The following is a 17,568-nucleotide window of genomic DNA, read 5'->3' as shown; positions in this document are numbered from 1 at the left end:
GCGCTCCGTGTCAGTGGGGTCGCATTATAGGGCGGCGAATAAAAAGCGCAAGCGGTTTTTGAGGAATTTTTGAAGAAAAGTGATAAAAACAAACTGTTCGCATCATTTTTGAGCGAAAGCTGTGTTTTTGATAGTTTTATAAGCTGAAAACAGCTTTTGCAAACTATAGCTTCTTATAAAATGAGCCTCTACACTTAGCTAATACAGTATTATGAATAATAGAGAGGTAAACATGCTCAGAAGCTATAAAGGTATTAAGCCAAAGCTTGCCGAAGGTGTATATGTCGATACATCATCTGTCTTAGTCGGAGACATTACTCTTGGCAAGGACAGCAGTATTTGGCCACTAGTAGCAGCTAGAGGAGATGTTAATTATATAAAGATAGGCGAGCGCACGAATGTTCAGGACGGTTCGGTATTACATTTAACCCGAGCCACTAAGTCTAACCCTAAGGGTTATCCTTTGATTATTGGCGATGACGTTACTATTGGACATAAAGTAATGTTACATGGCTGCACCTTAGGTAATCGTATTCTCGTGGGGATGGGAGCTATCGTGATGGATAATGTCACGGTCGAGGATGATGTCATTATCGGTGGCGGCGCACTCGTTCCGCCTAATAAGACGTTAGAGTCAGGACACCTATATGTTGGCAGCCCCGCTAAGAAGTCTCGACCACTTAGTGACGATGAGCTGGCATTTTTGAAAATCTCAGCTCAAAATTATGTGCAGCTTAAGGATGAATATCTAGAGGAAGGTCAGTAAGACGCTGCCATCGTCTTCATAGGTTTCATCTTCTATCAATTGCTCAGCTTGCATTTCATAGTCAAATTGATGAGCCTGAAAATGCTTTAACGCAGCTTCATCACTCATCGGTGGAGTTGCAATTATACATTTAACCATCAAGCCATTAACCATGGCGGTAAAAATCAAGCCATTATGAGTCACATTTACATCATCGTTAAATAGGATCCCCTGATTCATAACATCGCTCCATTTTTTATCTCGCTGGCCACTTGTTCCGTGTTTGGTTTTTTATTACGCCAAATTTCATAAGCTTCCGCTGCTTGCCCAATCAGCATCCCAAAACCATCAACTAACTTAGTATCTGAATTGTGCGATGCAACCCAAGTCAAAAAGCTCGTACGTTGCTCACTGTAAAACATATCGTAGGCCAATATACATTCTTGTAATATTGAGGGTGATACGTCGGGCACATCTCCTGTCACACTTGAAGAAGTAGAATTAATCACTATGGTATATCTATCTTTGGGAATATCTTGTAAACCACACCCTGAGACATCACCAAATTGCACAAACTCGGCCGCTAATGATCGTGCTTTGCCGATAGTGCGGTTAGCTATCACCACTTTTGTTACACCCGCTTGTAATAAAGGATAAATGCAGCCTCTGGCAGCACCACCCGAGCCAATCAACAATACAGTTGCTTTACTAAGAGGCGCATTGTGCTGTTCTAAATCTGATACGAGCCCTGCACCATCCGTGTTATCTCCTAGTAATGTACCATCTTCTAACAACTTTAAGGTATTCACCGCACCAGCGAGTCTTGCTCTTTCGGTAAGCTGGTCGACAAGCTCGAAAGCCTGCTCTTTAAATGGCAACGTCACATTTGCACCTTTACCCCCTGAGGCAAAAAACTTCTCAACGGATTCTTTAAAACCATCTAAAGGTGCTAGAATCGCCTCGTAACTGATCTGGTCCATGCATTGACGTGCAAATGCTTGGTGGATCAACGGTGATTTCGAATGTTTTATGGGGTGTCCAAACACCGCGTATTTATCCATGATAATGCCTAAGAAGTTTTCAATATTATGAAGCAGTTAATTAAACGCATCTTCAATAAGGATGCAAGTAAATCGCAGAGCGAGTCGACACCCACACCCGAAAAAACGCCCTACGAAATAATGGGGGGTGAATCTGGCGCCCGTGCTCTGGCGGATAGATTCTACGACATTATGGCAAGCGATCCCTATGCAAAACCTTTATATGATATGCACCCGAAACCATTAGATAGAATACGTCAGGTATTTTTTGAGTTTTTGTCGGGTTGGTTAGGTGGCCCTGATCTGTTCGTGGAAAAATATGGCCACCCTAGGTTGAGACAACGCCATATGCCATTTCCAATCGATCAAGACTTACGAGATCAATGGATGTATTGCATGAATAAAGCTTTAGATGAGCAAATAGATAATCCCCTCTTACGTGAAGGCTTACGCCATTCATTGGCACAACTGGCAAGCCATATGATAAATCAAGACTAAAGTCGTAGGCTAACTTTAACGCTCTTTGCGCTAAGTCAAAGCCTGGTTCTACCACTTTGTCCATAATACGCATCTCATAACGGAGAATTGTGCGATGCGTGTGACTTCTATTCAACATAAGATTTATGCCCTACTTACGGTAACTGGTATTTTGGTATTAGTAGCCAGTATCCTGAGCAGTTCAAGCCAGCAACAACAATTGGCGCAAGAGACAGTGTCAGAAAATATTCGCTTATTGGCAGACAACTATTTTGACTCTATCAATACTATGATGCTTACAGGCACCATGGCGAATAGAGAGATTTTAAGTCAAAAGCTCAGAGAACATCCAAACATTGAAGATGCCCATATTATCCGTGGCTCACAAGTCGTAAAAGTTTATGGCGCTGGCAACGTCAATCAGTCTCCTAATGGAGAAGCAGAACATCAAGCACTCAACGGTAAAGAGTCTTTGTTTATTGAAACTCGTGGTGACTCGCGAGTAATGACATATCTGCGACCCATGATAGCAAAAGCTGATTACAAGGGTACTAACTGCTTGGGTTGTCACCAAGCACAAGAAGGTGACATTCTGGGCGTGGTCAAAATAAGCTATTCACTGGATGATATAGATTCGAGTGTGCAGACTAACACTTGGTTAAGTACCGCGCTGCTAACAGGAATTTTTGTCGTTACGTTTGTGATCCTAGGCACACTCTTTCGCAAGTTATTTATTACCCGTCTAAAAACGTTGGGCCGTACTATGCGACTCGCTTCACAAAATAAAGACTTAAGCCTGCGCATAGACGATAACATTGACGATGAGCTAGGCCGCTTAGCAATTAACTACAACAAGATGATGGCGTCATTCAAAGATAACATTGGCCAAGTCTCACATACGTCAAAAGTACTTATTCAATCTGCCGAAACTATCTACACGTCAGCCGATACAACCGAGCGCGCTATTTTGCAACAAAAACAAGGCACTGACTCTGTTGCCGCAGCAATCAATGAGCTGGAGTGCTCATCCAGTGAAGTTAAGAATACCACGCACTTTGCATCAGAAAAATCGGATAGCAGTAATCACCTTGCTGAAGAGAGCATGGCGGTAGCTGAACGTACCGAGCAAAGCATTAATCAACTGGCACAAGACGTGCGTCAAGCTGCAACACAGGTAAGTCAACTACAAGCACAAACACTTGAGGTTGGAAAAGTACTTGAAGTGATCAGCAGTATCGCAGAGCAAACCAACCTATTGGCACTGAATGCCGCAATCGAGGCTGCTCGTGCAGGTGAAGCTGGTCGCGGCTTTGCAGTCGTTGCAGATGAAGTGCGTACGCTTGCAACTCGCACTCATGACTCAACGGATGAGATTAAACGCACGATTGATAAATTACAAAGTGAAGCTGAACAAACCGTAAAAGCCATGAGTGCATCATGCGAAGAGGCAGACGACAGAGCTGCACAGGTAAAGCAAGTTGCGCAAGCACTGAAAAATATTTCTAATCAAATGCACGAAATTAATGATTTGAACGTACAAATTGCAGACGCCACTGAACAACAGAACCTAGCCGCCGAAGAGATAAATCAAAGTGTGATTGCGATAAGAGATAATGCAGAGCAATCTTTGGTTGATGCTCATGGCAGTAAGCAGGTAAGTGAGGAGTTACTTTCACTGGCTCGTTCGTTAGACGAGCAAGTAAGAAGCTTTAAACTCGATTGAATAGCCTAAAATTTGGATATGTGATGTGAGGTTAAATTAGAATTGTTATGCTGTGTTTAGGCGCCCAATGGGCGCCTTTTTTATATTCTTAGCAGGAGAGCCAATCTTGTGGTTTAAGGTAGAATTCATACAACTTGGCTTCTGGAGAGTCCGGAACCGGCTTAAAGTTATATTCCCATCGTGCCAGAGGTGGCATCGACATGAGGATTGACTCCGTACGCCCCCCAGTTTGCAAACCAAACAAAGTGCCACGGTCCCATACCAAGTTAAATTCCACATAACGTCCGCGCCGATAAAGTTGGAACTGACGTTCGTGCTCACCAAACGGTGTGTTTTTGCGACGTTCAATAAGTGGTAGATAAGCATCTAAATAGCCATTGCCTACGGCCTGCATAAACGCAAAACTCTTATCAAACCCCCACTCATTTAAATCATCAAAAAATAAGCCACCAACGCCCCGAGTCTCACCACGATGTTTGAGGTAAAAGTACTCATCACACCATTTCTTGTAATCATCATATACCTGCTCACCAAAAGGTGAGCATAAGTCTTGAGCAGTTTGGTGCCAGTGTTTTACATCCTCTAACACCGGGTAAAAAGGCGTCAGGTCGAAACCTCCCCCAAACCACCAAATTGGCTCTTCACCTTCTTTTTCGGCGATAAAAAAGCGTACATTGGCATGACTAGTAGGAATATGTGGGTTCTTTGGGTGAATAACCAATGAGACGCCACAAGCGTGAAAGCTTCTGCCAGCTAGTTCTGGTCTATGTGCTGTCGCAGAGGCTGGCATAGACTCACCAAACACATGAGAGTAATTAACCCCACCTTGTTCGATGACGGCGCCATCACGAATAACGCGAGTTCTCCCGCCTCCCCCCTCTTCACGCTGCCATGCATCTTCAACAAACTTAGCTGTTCCATCAGCCTGTTCTAAACCTGCACAAATCGAGTCCTGCAATGACAACAAAAACGCTTTTACTGTTTCTAAATTTACCTTACTCATATGTGTTATTGATTCCCTCGAATGAGTGCACCACTGAGTGCATGTTTAATTTGGCTCGGTTTGGTGCTGTCGCCTAACTGACCAGTTACATAGCAAGCGACTTGATCCTGAAATGTGTCTCTTGCCTGCGTAATACTCATCACAGGCTCGGCTCCACTAATGTTCGCGCTTGTGGATACCAAAGGTTTTGAGATTGTTTGACATAAAGCTTTTATCACGGGATGCGCACTGATGCGTATCGCGATGGTATCATGAGCGCCCGTCAGCCAACCTGGCGTGCTTGCTTTTGCGGGTAGCAACCAAGTGATAGGACCAGGCCAAGATGAAAAAATATCTGCACGTTTGTCCATGGGGATTTTTGCATCATCGACATAGGGCAAGCATTGTCCGTAATTATCAGCAACTAAAATAAGCCCTTTTGTTACATCTCTTTGCTTAATATTGAGTAACTGTGTTACCGCAGCTTCATTGTCTGGATCGCACCCTAAACCATAAACTGCTTCGGTAGGATAACAAAGCACTCCACCCGCAGTAAACGCACTGAGTGCGTCCTGCAAATTAATTGATTGTGTATTACTCACTTTGATTCTCAATCTTGTGCTGACAGGATTTTTGTGGGCATTGTAACACAGCTTTACCCGACCTTTGCTTTTGTACCATAACAGCCCAACCACATTCAGGACACTTTTGAGCGACGGGTTGCTGGTTTAAACTGTACTTACAATGAGGGTAACGATCACATGAATAGAAAAACTTCCCAAACTTGTTTTTTCGCTTGGTTAATTGGCCTTTATGACATTTGGGACAGTCAACATTGTGCTCAGCTTCTGAGTCTTGTTCATCATGCGCAATGTAGTGACATTCGGGATAACCAGTACAGCCAATAAACATCCCATATCGTCCGTTTCTAATCACTAAATGATTACCACATTCTGGGCACGGAGAATCTTCTAACACTTTGATATCATGATTATCATGGTGTGCCAAAGGACGAATGTAGCTACATGCTGGGTAGCTTGCACACCCCAAAAAAGGACCGCTTTTGCTGTGTTTAATCACTAGCTCAGAGCCACACTCGGGACAAACTTCATACTCTTTTTCTAACGCGTGTTGCTTTGCATTAAACAAAGAATGATCAATCTTACTCATATTACCTTCGGCCAGTGCACAAATTTGCGCCTAATATAACCGTCATGGCTTTAGGGTCAAGGGAATTGACCCTAAAATTTACTAGTGTAGATAGCCACCGGGTTCATCAAAAATAAGATCTTCCATCTGGGCATAGGCTTGTTCTTTACCCGGCACGTTAAAGAGCACCATTAAAATAACCCACTTAAGGTCTTCCAATCCTATCGTTGGTTTTTCTAATGCGAATAAACGGTCAATCACCATTTCTCTAGTCGTTGAGTCAATCACACCCACTTGCTCCACAAACATAAGAAAACCGCGACATTCAATGTCTAGCATTTGACACTCTTGCTCCGTGTAAATACGAATGGCGCTATCAGCTTTACTGTTTAGGTAAGGGATCTCATCGCTATGTTGTAGATCTGCTAATTGCTCTAACCAATCCAACGCTTTGTAGATTTCTTCTTGGTTAAACCCTGCCCGCAATAACTCATCGGTTAACTCATTTTGCTCAACAAAGATATCCGCTTCACTGTGGATATAGTTCTCAAATAGATACATTAGGATATCAAACATGATTAACCCCTCGCTAATTTAATGTAGCCGTCTAAGACGCGTTCTACTTTATCTTCAAGCTCTAGGTCCAATAAACGTGCAATAACACGCTCAACGGGCCACTGGGTCCTTTGCGTTAAGGTATCCACCGAAGTGACCTCAAAGCCAAGGTTTTTTAATACTGGGCAGTCCTCCTGTGGCAAATCATTTTTTATCACGCTTTCTATACTATATAGACCGTTTTCTGGCAAAAAGCTCACATCTTCCAGAATGTCTTCTACACTTTCTGTTAACTTTGCCCCTTGTTTCAACAAGTAATGACAACCTTGAGATAGTGGACTTTTGATAGAGCCTGGCACCGCAAACACATCTCTATTTTGCTCCAGTGCGTAGCGCGCCGTTATCAACGAACCACTTTTCATTTCTGCTTCGACTAAGACCACCCCTAATGACAAACCAGATATAATACGATTGCGGCGTGGAAAATGGCTTGCATTGGCCGTACTCCCGGGGAAAAACTCACTCACCAGTAAACCAGACTCCAACACCTGTTGATATAATAAGTTATGGCGTTTTGGGTAAACAATATCAACCCCTGTGCCTAACACGGCAATCGTAGAACCCGATAACGAGTCCTGACTGGCCAATGCTCCCTTATGGGCCGCACCGTCTATTCCCCTCGCTAATCCCGACGTAACAACTAACCCAGCCATACGCAATTTATATGCGAAATCAGCCGCTATTTCTAACCCGGTAGCAGTCGCACTACGACTGCCGACAATAGCCACTTGCGGTTTTGCCAGTAAGGATACATCCCCTTTGCAAAACAACACAAAAGGAGGGCTGCTGATTTCTTTTAGCAGTAATGGATAGTCATCATCGAAATAACTAATAATCGAAACCTGAGTTTGCTTGCAAAAAGACACAATACTCTCTAGGTATGACCAATTTATGAGACCGAGTTGTTTGATAAGTTCATCATTTAGGCCCAGCTGTCGCAACGCTGAATCTGATGAATGAAAAAGCGAACTAAGTGTACACTTTTTTTGTAGTGCGAGTATTGAGGCTACTCCCAGCCCCTTACAAGCATGCAGCGCCAAACACTGCAATTGAGTTAAAGTTTCCATGCTCCCTCCTTAGAGCATTAAGCATTAGTTGACCCCGACACTGTCTCCAATTCGAATTGGTTGCAACGCACTGGTCACTAACGCATAGCTGACCTTGTCATAGACCTTAAAAATCATTAATTCGCCAATTTTTTCTTCTGGCATGTTCCACACGGCATTATTTTTTGAATTTGAAGTGTTGAATAGCTCACTTACACTACTAGACAACTTCTCTAGACGACTTGCATCCTCAACGTAACGAGGGCCTTTACTGCCCTCAATAACTGTAGGTGAACGTTTGCTAATATCAAGTATGTGACCTTCCTGTACATTATGTTCACGACCAAGGTTCAACACCACCACTGTCGTTGCACCAAACTCCCTTAATTTATTGTCGCTGGAGATGATTTCACCATCTACAGGGTGAGTAGGCCTAAGCATACTAAATTGCACAGAGAAGCTTTGCCCTTGAGAAATAGGCAGCAGAATATCATTGGGTTTTATCTCTCGTTTGGCGGTTTCAACTCTCACCGTAGCAGGTTTCCCCTGAGCTATATTACCAATATCTACAACACGTGCAGTCCCAACCAGATTAGCCTCATAAGCCAATGTTTCAAGCGAGTTAGGGTCCACATATTTGTCTTCCACATTGTAGATACCATAATGTACAAACTGATCAAGGTCGCCTTTAATGTAAAGCAGATGCCCTTGTGTCGCTAACTTAACATTATGATTCGCACCCAAAATAAACGGATGACCAACTAAGTCTTCTTCACTCAATGCCTGCTCAAATGCCAACAATGGCTTGATGATTGCGACAGGCAAAGTCGGAATGGCAGTACTCTTTTGTACAACCACACGGGCCGCAGGTGATAGTTTCTTCACGCCTTTGGCCAGCTTTATCATTGGGTTTCCTTGCGCATCGCGCTCAAACACCAAGACATCACCGGGGTAAATCAAATCAGGGTCACCCAATTGTGGATTTTGCTTCCACAAAGTTTGCCACTGCCAAGGAGATGACAAGTACAACTTAGAAATGTCCCATAACGTGTCGCCCTCTTTGACCACATACCGAGCTGGTGCATCATCTTTAACACTCAATTCGTCTGCATAAGTTGGAAAAGCAAGACCAATTGCCATGATCAGAGCTGCAAATGGGTGTTTCATTACGGCTTCCTTGAGTTATTTTTCGATATTATCAACCAAAACCTGTTAAAGGGGAACGCGAATGGCTAAAATAAGACCATATAGTATTTTGCATTTTAAGCTTAACGATAAAAGGTAACCATGGCAAAGTTAGAAGTACTCAGATTCCCAGATGAACGCCTACGCACAGTGGCAAAACCCGTTGCAGAAGTAAATGATGAAGTGCGTCAAATCGTCAAAGACATGTTAGAAACCATGTACGACGAAAATGGGATTGGTCTTGCAGCAACTCAAGTTAATATCCACCAACGTATTGTCGTCATTGACGTATCGGAAGAGCGCAATGAACCAAGGGTGTTGATTAACCCAGAAATTACCCGCAAAGAGGGCTCAACTACCAGTGAAGAAGGCTGCTTATCAGTGCCTCATTCTTGGGCCAAGGTAGACAGAGCAGAAACTATCACTGTGACCGCGCTAAATGAGCAAGGTGAGCAATACAGTTACGATGCAGATGGCCTACTTGCGATTTGTACGCAACACGAGCTTGACCACTTGATGGGTAAGTTATTTATTGATTACTTATCGCCACTGAAGCGCCAACGTATCCGTAAGAAGCTAGAAAAGGAAGCAAAGTTGGCTGCTCGCTAATTGCGCGCAGATAACTCTCGCTTAACTCTCTTCCCATCAACTATTTATTGGATAACTCAGTGACCAAGCCATTACGTATTGTTTTTGCCGGGACGCCAGATTTTGCCGCGCGTCACCTAAGCGCCTTAATCGACTCATCTCATCAAGTTGTTGCTGTTTACAGCACACCAGACCGCCCCGCTGGTCGAGGTAAAAAATTAAAAGCCAGTGAAGTAAAAACGCTGGCATTGGAGCATGATTTACCTGTATATCAGCCTGAATCATTAAAAACAGATGAAGCGCAACGCGAACTTGCCGCACTAAACGCTGATGTAATGGTGGTCGTGGCATATGGCGTCTTATTGCCAAAAGCGATTTTAGAAACTCCTAAACTAGGCTGCCTAAACGTACATGGCTCTATATTACCCCGTTGGCGCGGCGCTGCTCCTATTCAAAGAGCGCTTTGGGCCGGTGATCAACAAACAGGTGTGACTATCATGCAGATGGATGAAGGGCTGGACACCGGTGATATGCTACATATTGCAACATGCCCGATCACAGCACAAGACACCAGTGCCAGCTTATATGACAAGCTTGCACAGCTAGGACCCGTCGCCCTACTCGATACATTAGAGCAACTCAGTAATGGTACAGCCGTTGCAACTAAGCAAGATGATGCACAGGCTAACTATGCCAAGAAGCTATCTAAAGAAGAGGCTGATATTGACTGGCAGATGAGCGCCACACAAATCGCTTTAAACGTTCGAGCATTTAACCCATGGCCAGTCTGCTTTACCACGATGCAACAGCAAACGGTAAAAATCTGGCAAGCTGAAGTGATCGATCAACAAGGTGAAGCTGGTCAGGTTTTAAGTAGCGATAAAAATGGTATTGTTATCGCTTGCGGTGAACAAGCCTTAAACGTAACCCAATTACAACCGCAGGGTAAAAAGCCAATGTCTGCACAGGATTTTTTAAATGGCAGAGCTGATTGGGTTGCTCCTGGCTCTAAGGTAGGCCACTGATGACGAATGTACGAGCTTTGGCTGCGCAAACACTTTTTCAAGTTGTCGATAAAGGTCAGTCTCTTAGTACTGTGTTGCCTCATGCCGCACTCAAGCTAAACCCAAAAGACAAAGCGTTATTACAACAGATCTGTTATGGCGTATTGCGCTACTTGCCCACTCTTGAGCATTACTGTCAACAACTACTCGACCAACCACTTAAAGGAAAACGTCGGGTTTATCAATTTTTGCTTTATGTCGGCATGTACCAATTACAATACATGCGTACACCAGAACATGCGGCGGTCGCTGAAACCGTCAATGCTCTGCAAAGTATGCGAGCGCCGGGCTTAAAGGGTCTAGTAAATGCGATATTGCGCACCTTTCAACGTCAGTTTAATGAATTGGAAGACAGCGCAAACCGTATTACGGTATGCCAATATAACCACCCAAACTGGTTTATGAAGAAGTTACAAACTGCATATCCAGAGCAATGGCAAGCGGTTTTAGAAGCTAACCAAGAGCAAGCCCCCATGTGGTTGCGGGTAAATCAAGCCCATTACAGTGTTACAGAATACAGCGAGCTGTTGGATGAAGCGGGTATCAGCCATTGCCTTGAACCTCGCTTTGAAGATGCGATTGTGCTTGAAAAGCCTTGTGATGTTTATACATTGCCGGGTTTTCGTGAGGGTGCATGTTCAGTTCAAGATGCAGCAGCGCAACTAGCAGCTCGATACTTAGACCCGCAAGATAACGAACGTATTCTTGATGCTTGTGCGGCTCCAGGTGGTAAAACTTGTCACATCCTAGAATTGGCCAATGCAAGTGTTGATGCACTAGATGCGGATAGTGAACGCCTACTTCGTGTTGAAGAAAATTTAAAACGCCTTGGCTTACATGCTAACTGCATACATGCGGATGCATCCAGCCCTAAAGATTGGTGGGATGGCCAGCTGTATGATCGTATCCTATTAGATGTCCCGTGTTCTGCAACGGGTGTCATACGTCGCCACCCTGATATTAAGTGGCTCAGACGCAGCACCGATATTGCAGACTTAGCACAGTTGCAACAACAGATTTTAGAAAATATCTGGCCACTTCTAAAACCAGGTGGCACCCTGTTATATGCCACCTGCTCAGTGTTACCTGAAGAAAACCGTGACCAAGTAGCTGCTTTTTTACAAAGCACAAACGATGCCGAACACCAACCTCTGCATCAGGATGACACCCCAACGACGCCTGGGCTACAACTGCTACCAGGGCTCAGTGACGGTTTCTATTATGCAAAAATAACTAAACGACAATAACTATGAAAATCATAATCTTAGGTGCCGGCCAAGTCGGTGGAACGCTTGCAGAGAACTTAGTAGGTGAACAAAATGAGATCACCGTGGTAGACATCGACGGTGATAGGCTGCGTGAGCTACAAGATAAGTATGACCTGCAAGGTGTGACTGGGCATAGTGCTCATCCCGATGTTCTGCGTCAAGCAGGCGCTGAAGATGCAGATATGATTATTGCGGTTACCAGTTCAGATGAAGTGAATATGATCGCGTGTCAGGTGGCTTATAGTATTTTCAATACTCCCACCAAAATCGCGCGTATTCGCTCTGAGCAATATCTGAAATATAAAGAGAAGTTGTTCCAAAACGATGACTTACCTGTTGATCATTATATTGCTCCAGAACAACTTGTAACCAAGTATATTCGTCGTTTAATTGACTATCCCGGCGCATTGCAGGTTTTACAGTTTGCCGAAGGCATGTTGTCTTTGGTTGCGGTAAAAGCCTACTATGGCGGCCTGCTTGTTGGCTATGCCTTATCCGCGCTAAAAGAGCATATTCCCAATGTTGATACGCGCGTCGCTGCTATTTATCGACAAGGTAAAGCCATCAAGCCACTTGGCACCACTGTAATCGAAGCGGATGATGAAATTTTCTTTATCGCGGCAACAAAGCACATCCGCGCAGTTATGAATGAGCTACAAAAGCTTGAGCGTTCATATAAGAAAATTATGATTGCGGGTGGCGGTAACATTGGCGCAGGCTTAGCGCGATCACTGGAGCGCAACCACAGCGTCAAACTGATAGAACGTAACCAACAACGTGCAACACAACTATCAGAAATGTTAGACAACACCGTCATCTTTTGTGGTGATGCATCGGATCAAGAGCTGCTCTCTGAAGAACATATTGAGCAAGTTGATGTCTTCATTGCCGTCACCAACGACGATGAAGCCAATATTATGGCGGCGATGTTGGCCAAGCGTATGGGGGCACAAAAGACCATGGTGCTCATCCAGCGAGGTGCCTATGTTGATTTGGTTCAAGGAGGGGAAATTGATATTGCAATCTCGCCCCAACAAGCCACCATCTCAGCACTGTTAACCCATGTTCGAAGAGGTGATATTGTCAATGTATACTCATTGCGAAAAGGTGCCGCCGAAGCCATTGAAGCGGTCGCTCATGGTGATGAAAACACATCCAAAGTTGTTGGCCGAACGATTGGTGAGATCAAACTACCTGTTGGCACCACCATCGGTGCCATTGTGCGCAATGACGAAGTGTTGATAGCCCACGATGATACCACCATACTCTCCGGTGATCATGTCATCATGTTCTTGATTGATAAGCGACAAATTAGCGTTGTTGAAAAGCTCTTTCAGGTTAGCGCTCTCTTTGTTTAAAGCTTATCTCATGTCTAGCGCTGCCAGATCGATTAGATATTCCTGTAGCAGCGCTTCTACCTTTTGCTCTTGCGAGAGTAGCTTAATCCCCACCATCGCCAATTCATCTTGATGAGTGGTACTACATACCTCCCCTTGTAACCGGATCGGCTCTTTTTTCTTACCCGCAATCACCACATGGCACGATTTATCATGCAGCGGCAGGTCCACCTTCGCACCGCGTAAACTAAACTGTAACCCCGTTGGTGAAATGTCTTTTATTACACCATCACAAGTTGAACGACTGGTCATTAAAGTTGCCGGTATTAAGGTGGGGATCCGCACGTGATGTCGCAAACAGTGACTCTGTATTTGTTGCGGTGGATAGAGAAAAATTAATTTAGTGGGAGTGTAAGCAACTGCTTTAATATCGGTTTTAAAAGCGATGATTTGTCCATCACTGTGATCAGCCACCGCGCGTACAATAACAGAAGCACCCTCTTTGACATGCTCAACTGCTTTGCCCAGTTGCTTTTGGCCAGGATAATTGAGAATCAAGTACTGCCCCGGTAAATATCCGATAAACTCCGTTTTAACTCTTTTTGAACTGGCAGCCAAAAGAATTTCCAGATCCACCATGTTACCCACAGAGATTAGCTCAATCTTCTGCTCACCGGAAGAGGACTTACTTTTATACATGACTTCACTCGATACGCGTAACCACTATATCGCTTAAGCTTAGAACATATCGAGTGTGGAGGACAGTGAACATAACAAAGATTCTGCTCGTTATGTTCACCAAGAGACTTAGGTGACTAGCCGCGCCAAAAGGTCGGAGTAAACAGCACCAGCAATGTAAATATCTCCAATCGGCCGAATACCATTGCTAAGGTGAGCAGCCACTTTGCCGTATCTGTAATATCACCATAATGGGCTGCGACATCGCCCAATCCAGGACCCAAATTATTCAAACACGCAGCGGTTGCCGAAAATGCAGTGATGTTGTCCAATCCCGTGCCTAACAGCGCAATCATGATGATCACAAACACCAGAGCGTACGCCGAGAAAAATCCCCAAACAGCCTCAACGACTTTATCAGGCAAAGCTTTACGACCCAGCTTTATTGAATAAATCGCCCGAGGGTGGACCAACCGATTGAGTTCACGAACACCTTGCAGGTATAGCAAAAATACGCGCACAACTTTCATTCCGCCGCCTGTTGAGCCAGCACACCCACCGATAAAACTAGAAAATATCAGCAAGATAGGTAAAAACAGTGGCCAAGCCGAAAAGTTATCGGTGGCGAACCCCGCTGTTGTACTGATAGACACTGCCTGAAACATAGCCTGATCTAACGTTTCATCACCATTGCTATACACTTGGTTTGATGACAACACTGCAAAACAGATCACCACCAAGGTCAGTTGTATCAGCAAAAACACTTTAAACTCTGGGTCTCGTAAATAGGCTCTAACATTGCGACTGGAGACCGCAGCATAATGCAAAGAGAAGTTCACACCCGCAATCAATAGAAAGAATACGCAAATAAAATTAATAGCTGGGCTATCAAAGTGACCGATTGAGGCATCGTAAGTTGAAAAGCCGCCAATGGCTATGGTTGAGAAAGCATGACAGATGGCATCAAACCAACCCATGCCGGCAAACCAATAAGAGACCGTGCAGGCAACGGTAAGCGACACATAGATGTACCATAGGTGCTTCGCCGTATCGGCTATTCGAGGCGTCATTTTGGAGTCTTTTACAGGGCCCGGTGTCTCTGCCCGATATAACTGCATCCCACCAACACCAAGCATAGGAAGTACCGCCACCGCCAATACGATGATCCCCATACCGCCTAACCACTGTAGCTGCTGACGGTAAAAAAGCACCGACTTAGGAAGATACTCAATGCCTGTTAATACCGTGGCTCCGGTTGTGGTTAACCCCGAGAATGCCTCAAAAACAGCATCGGCCAAAGACAAATTAGGCGATTGTAAGAAAATCAACGGTACTGATGCGAACGACCCCAGTACCAACCAAAATAGGACCACGATCAAAAAGCCTTCACGCGCTTTTAAATCGCCGTTTTCTTTGCGATTCGGATAGTAAGCAATGAGTCCAATGACAATGCTAAATACAAATGCCAGTACAAATGGTACACCACCACCGTCTTTGTAGATCAACGATACCAGTGCCGGCGGCACCATCGTCAGGCTGAACAAAGCCACCAGCTGGCCAAGTATTTTTATTATGGTACGAAATTGCATGCTGCGTTTCGCTTTTTAAGTGATTTAAAATTATAGAGTACGGATTGTCTTACGCTTTGATTTTTAACTCAACTACACCGTGCGTTAAATCGAAAATTTCTTGGCTTGCCTGCCGAGCTTGACGGTGGTCAATATCCACCTGCCAATCAATGGCCGCGCCATACTGTTTGTCTAAAGACAGTATCGTAAAGTGCGTATTTAAATACTGCTCTATCACACCTTGTAACGCGTAGTCGGATCGTCCACTCAAAGTGACCGCTGGTATTTTTAAACTGGTTTGTAACTGCGCTAGCGCATTATTCAACGTGCCACCGTAAGCACGTACCAAACCGCCGGTGCCCAGCTTTATACCACCGAAATAGCGCGTCGTAACCGCGGTGATCTCACCAAGCCCAGAACCAATCAGAACATTGAGCATTGGTTTACCAGCGGTACCGTTGGGTTCACCATCATCAGAAAAGCCATACACATGACTACCACCGGGTTGTCCCGCCACATGCGCCCAACAGTTATGTCGCGCATCTGGATACTCCTCATTGATCTGCTTAATAAAAGCCTTAGCTTCATCAATGCTTGGAGTATGTGCTAGATGCACAATAAAAGTACTCTTTTTTATTTCTTCATGATAGCTCAAAGAGCTGCTGGGAATGCGATATTCAGACATGTGATTATTTTAACGCCTTAAAACCAAAAAGGGAGCCTAATGCTCCCTTTCATCATACACCGAGTAATTAGTCCAAGTCTAAGTCACGGGTCATATTTTCTAATCGGTCATCGTGAACGATGATGTTGTCTTCGATACGAATGCCGCCGAATGGCTTGAACTGTTCAACCTTATCCCAATTGATATAGCGTTTATTGTCAGTTTGCGCCAAGTCCCCCAATAAAGACTCAATAAAATAGAGGCCCGGCTCAATAGTAAACACTTGCTTCGACTCTATTCTACGCGTGCAGCGTAAGAATGGGTGCCCCTCAGGTGGTGCCTGATGTGTGCCCGTTTCGTCCGCCATAAAGCCACCCATATCATGTACTTGTAAGCCAAGGTGATGGCCTAGTCCATGAGGGAAGAAAGTAGATGTAATGCCCTTAGCGACAATATCTTGCGCCGGCAATTTAACAATCTCAAAATCAGCTAACACCTGTGCAACACGGGCATGGCATTCAAGGTGTAGCTCTCCGTATAATTTACCGGGGCTCAGCAGCTTACCCAACTGGATTTGGTGATCATTCATTACCTTCACCAACTCAGCAAATTCACCTTGCTGCGTGAAATCATAGGTTCGTGTAATATCTGATGCATAGCCATTAAAGTTCGCCCCAGCGTCAATCAAAAATGAACGATGTTGCTTTGGCGCCTCACGCTCAAAGTGTGTGTAATGTAAGATGGCACAGTTTTCATTCAGAGCAACAATGTTGCCATATGGAGTGTCATTTTCCATATGCTGTGTAGCATTTAAATATGCCTGCTGTATGGCAAACTCAGAGCCCCCAGCATAAAACGCATCACGCGCAGCTTTATGACCAATTACCGCCAAACGGTTTGCCTCGCGCAAACAACTCAGCTCGTACTGAGTTTTATAAGCACGGTGGTAATGTAAATAGTTCATCACCGCTTCTGGATTGACGATAGCAAAGCCCAACGCCTGTGCTACTTCTAGATACTCACCAATATAGGCAAAATTGGCCTTGTCGTATGGTAAGAACTTTTCGACCTGATCAGGCTGAACCAACAACTCAATATCAAAATAATCAGCCCAAAAATCATTCGGTTCATCCGGTACCTTGTGCCAAAAATCAACCGGACGGTAAAACACTAACTTCGGTTTATCTAGGCCGTTCACAACCAACCAACAATGAGGATTGTCAATCACGGGTAACCAGGCTTTGAACTGCGGGTTTACCTTAAATGGATAGTACATATCATCTAAGAATTGACGTTTTGCCTGACCCGAGTGGATCACTAACCCCTCTAGCCCTTCTCGCTCAATAATGGTTTTTGTGCGCTGTTGCAAGATTGCAATATGTTCCGCGTAATATTGTGCTAATTGTTCCATGGTTAACCGTTTTGTTAGTTGTGATAAA

19 protein-coding genes are annotated in these 17,568 nt (G+C 44.5%); 7 read left to right on the top strand and 12 right to left on the bottom strand.

The features are described 5' to 3' along the window. Nucleotides 1–232 precede the first annotated feature (232 nt). Entirely contained in the window at nucleotides 233–766 is a 534-nt protein-coding gene (locus C2M32_RS03805; RefSeq protein WP_199886108.1) for a gamma carbonic anhydrase family protein, read from the top strand. Here C2M32_RS03805 and C2M32_RS03800 read toward each other — a convergent pair. Continuing rightward, the gene (locus C2M32_RS03800; protein WP_105167186.1) at nucleotides 749–985 is read right to left on the bottom strand and encodes a DUF1488 family protein; all 237 of its coding nucleotides are present in this window, start codon (nucleotides 983–985) and stop codon (nucleotides 749–751) included. The two genes, C2M32_RS03805 and C2M32_RS03800, sit on opposite strands and share 18 nt — an antisense overlap. Beyond that, nucleotides 982–1,806 carry a shikimate dehydrogenase gene (aroE, locus tag C2M32_RS03795; protein ID WP_105167185.1) on the bottom strand — a complete coding sequence of 275 codons (825 nt, stop codon included), beginning with the start codon at nucleotides 1,804–1,806 and terminating at the stop codon, nucleotides 982–984. The genes C2M32_RS03800 and aroE overlap by 4 nt, the downstream gene beginning before the upstream one ends. Before the next feature lie 27 nt (nucleotides 1,807–1,833). On the opposite strand from aroE, the gene C2M32_RS03790 reads away from it, so the two are divergent. Together C2M32_RS03790 and C2M32_RS03785 are read left to right on the top strand one after the other, a co-directional pair. Further along, nucleotides 1,834–2,283 carry a group II truncated hemoglobin gene (locus C2M32_RS03790; RefSeq protein WP_105167184.1) on the top strand — a complete coding sequence of 150 codons (450 nt, stop codon included), beginning with the start codon at nucleotides 1,834–1,836 and terminating at the stop codon, nucleotides 2,281–2,283. Between the two features lie 94 nt (nucleotides 2,284–2,377). Then, complete coding sequence (locus C2M32_RS03785; RefSeq protein WP_105167183.1) at nucleotides 2,378–3,985, top strand: methyl-accepting chemotaxis protein; 1,608 nt, start codon at nucleotides 2,378–2,380, stop codon at nucleotides 3,983–3,985. 88 nt (nucleotides 3,986–4,073) lie between these two features. Here the strand turns inward: C2M32_RS03785 and hemF are convergent, their stop codons facing one another. The 6 genes from hemF to C2M32_RS03755 all read right to left on the bottom strand — a co-directional run bounded on the left by hemF (nucleotide 4,074) and on the right by C2M32_RS03755 (nucleotide 8,944). Then, nucleotides 4,074–4,988: an oxygen-dependent coproporphyrinogen oxidase gene (gene hemF, locus C2M32_RS03780; RefSeq protein ID WP_105167182.1), complete on the bottom strand. Its 915-nt coding sequence runs from the start codon at nucleotides 4,986–4,988 to the stop codon at nucleotides 4,074–4,076. Between the two features lie 5 nt (nucleotides 4,989–4,993). Further along, entirely contained in the window at nucleotides 4,994–5,569 is a 576-nt protein-coding gene (locus C2M32_RS03775) for a Sua5/YciO/YrdC/YwlC family protein (RefSeq protein WP_105167181.1), read from the bottom strand. Beyond that, nucleotides 5,562–6,137, bottom strand: coding sequence for a DNA topoisomerase family protein (locus C2M32_RS03770; protein WP_105167180.1), 576 nt, complete (start codon nucleotides 6,135–6,137; stop codon nucleotides 5,562–5,564). Before C2M32_RS03770 ends, C2M32_RS03775 begins: the two co-directional genes overlap by 8 nt. Before the next feature lie 81 nt (nucleotides 6,138–6,218). Then, entirely contained in the window at nucleotides 6,219–6,692 is a 474-nt protein-coding gene (locus C2M32_RS03765) for a DUF494 family protein (RefSeq protein WP_070990477.1), read from the bottom strand. 2 nt (nucleotides 6,693–6,694) lie between these two features. Further along, nucleotides 6,695–7,798, bottom strand: a complete 1,104-nt coding sequence (gene dprA / locus C2M32_RS03760; RefSeq protein WP_105167179.1) for a DNA-processing protein DprA — start codon at nucleotides 7,796–7,798, stop codon at nucleotides 6,695–6,697. 24 nt (nucleotides 7,799–7,822) lie between these two features. Continuing rightward, a complete protein-coding gene (locus C2M32_RS03755) occupies nucleotides 7,823–8,944 on the bottom strand; it encodes a LysM peptidoglycan-binding domain-containing protein (protein ID WP_105167178.1) in 1,122 nt (373 codons plus the stop codon). A 120-nt stretch (nucleotides 8,945–9,064) separates the two neighbouring features. On the opposite strand from C2M32_RS03755, the gene def reads away from it, so the two are divergent. Genes def through trkA form a run of 4 tightly spaced genes read left to right on the top strand, consistent with a single transcriptional unit; the run spans nucleotide 9,065 to nucleotide 13,240 of the window. Beyond that, nucleotides 9,065–9,571 carry a peptide deformylase gene (gene def, locus C2M32_RS03750; RefSeq protein WP_105167177.1) on the top strand — a complete coding sequence of 169 codons (507 nt, stop codon included), beginning with the start codon at nucleotides 9,065–9,067 and terminating at the stop codon, nucleotides 9,569–9,571. Nucleotides 9,572–9,630: 59 nt separating this feature from the next. Continuing rightward, nucleotides 9,631–10,575 (top strand): methionyl-tRNA formyltransferase, encoded by a 945-nt coding sequence (gene fmt, locus C2M32_RS03745; RefSeq protein WP_105167176.1) that lies wholly within the window; start codon nucleotides 9,631–9,633, stop codon nucleotides 10,573–10,575. After that, the gene (rsmB, locus tag C2M32_RS03740) at nucleotides 10,575–11,861 is read left to right on the top strand and encodes a 16S rRNA (cytosine(967)-C(5))-methyltransferase RsmB (protein WP_105167175.1); all 1,287 of its coding nucleotides are present in this window, start codon (nucleotides 10,575–10,577) and stop codon (nucleotides 11,859–11,861) included. Before fmt ends, rsmB begins: the two co-directional genes overlap by 1 nt. Nucleotides 11,862–11,863: 2 nt before the next feature. Further along, nucleotides 11,864–13,240 (top strand): Trk system potassium transporter TrkA, encoded by a 1,377-nt coding sequence (gene trkA / locus C2M32_RS03735; RefSeq protein WP_105167174.1) that lies wholly within the window; start codon nucleotides 11,864–11,866, stop codon nucleotides 13,238–13,240. A gap of 3 nt (nucleotides 13,241–13,243) precedes the next feature. Here trkA and C2M32_RS03730 read toward each other — a convergent pair whose 3' ends face one another. The 4 genes from C2M32_RS03730 to pepQ form a co-directional block, all read right to left on the bottom strand. Continuing rightward, nucleotides 13,244–13,918 carry a flagellar brake protein gene (locus C2M32_RS03730; RefSeq protein ID WP_105167173.1) on the bottom strand — a complete coding sequence of 225 codons (675 nt, stop codon included), beginning with the start codon at nucleotides 13,916–13,918 and terminating at the stop codon, nucleotides 13,244–13,246. Between the two features lie 116 nt (nucleotides 13,919–14,034). Further along, nucleotides 14,035–15,486 carry a TrkH family potassium uptake protein gene (locus tag C2M32_RS03725; RefSeq protein ID WP_105167172.1) on the bottom strand — a complete coding sequence of 484 codons (1,452 nt, stop codon included), beginning with the start codon at nucleotides 15,484–15,486 and terminating at the stop codon, nucleotides 14,035–14,037. Between the two features lie 49 nt (nucleotides 15,487–15,535). Further along, entirely contained in the window at nucleotides 15,536–16,150 is a 615-nt protein-coding gene (locus C2M32_RS03720; RefSeq protein ID WP_105167171.1) for a YigZ family protein, read from the bottom strand. Between the two features lie 67 nt (nucleotides 16,151–16,217). Further along, nucleotides 16,218–17,540 (bottom strand): Xaa-Pro dipeptidase, encoded by a 1,323-nt coding sequence (gene pepQ, locus C2M32_RS03715; protein WP_105167170.1) that lies wholly within the window; start codon nucleotides 17,538–17,540, stop codon nucleotides 16,218–16,220. Nucleotides 17,541–17,568 lie beyond the last annotated feature (28 nt).

Source organism: Pseudoalteromonas sp. T1lg23B, from assembly GCF_002964665.1.
Classification (GTDB): Bacteria; Pseudomonadota; Gammaproteobacteria; order Enterobacterales; family Alteromonadaceae; genus Pseudoalteromonas.
The sequence above is the reverse complement of the archived record's forward strand: the minus strand, read 5'-3'. Positions and strand labels throughout refer to the sequence as shown.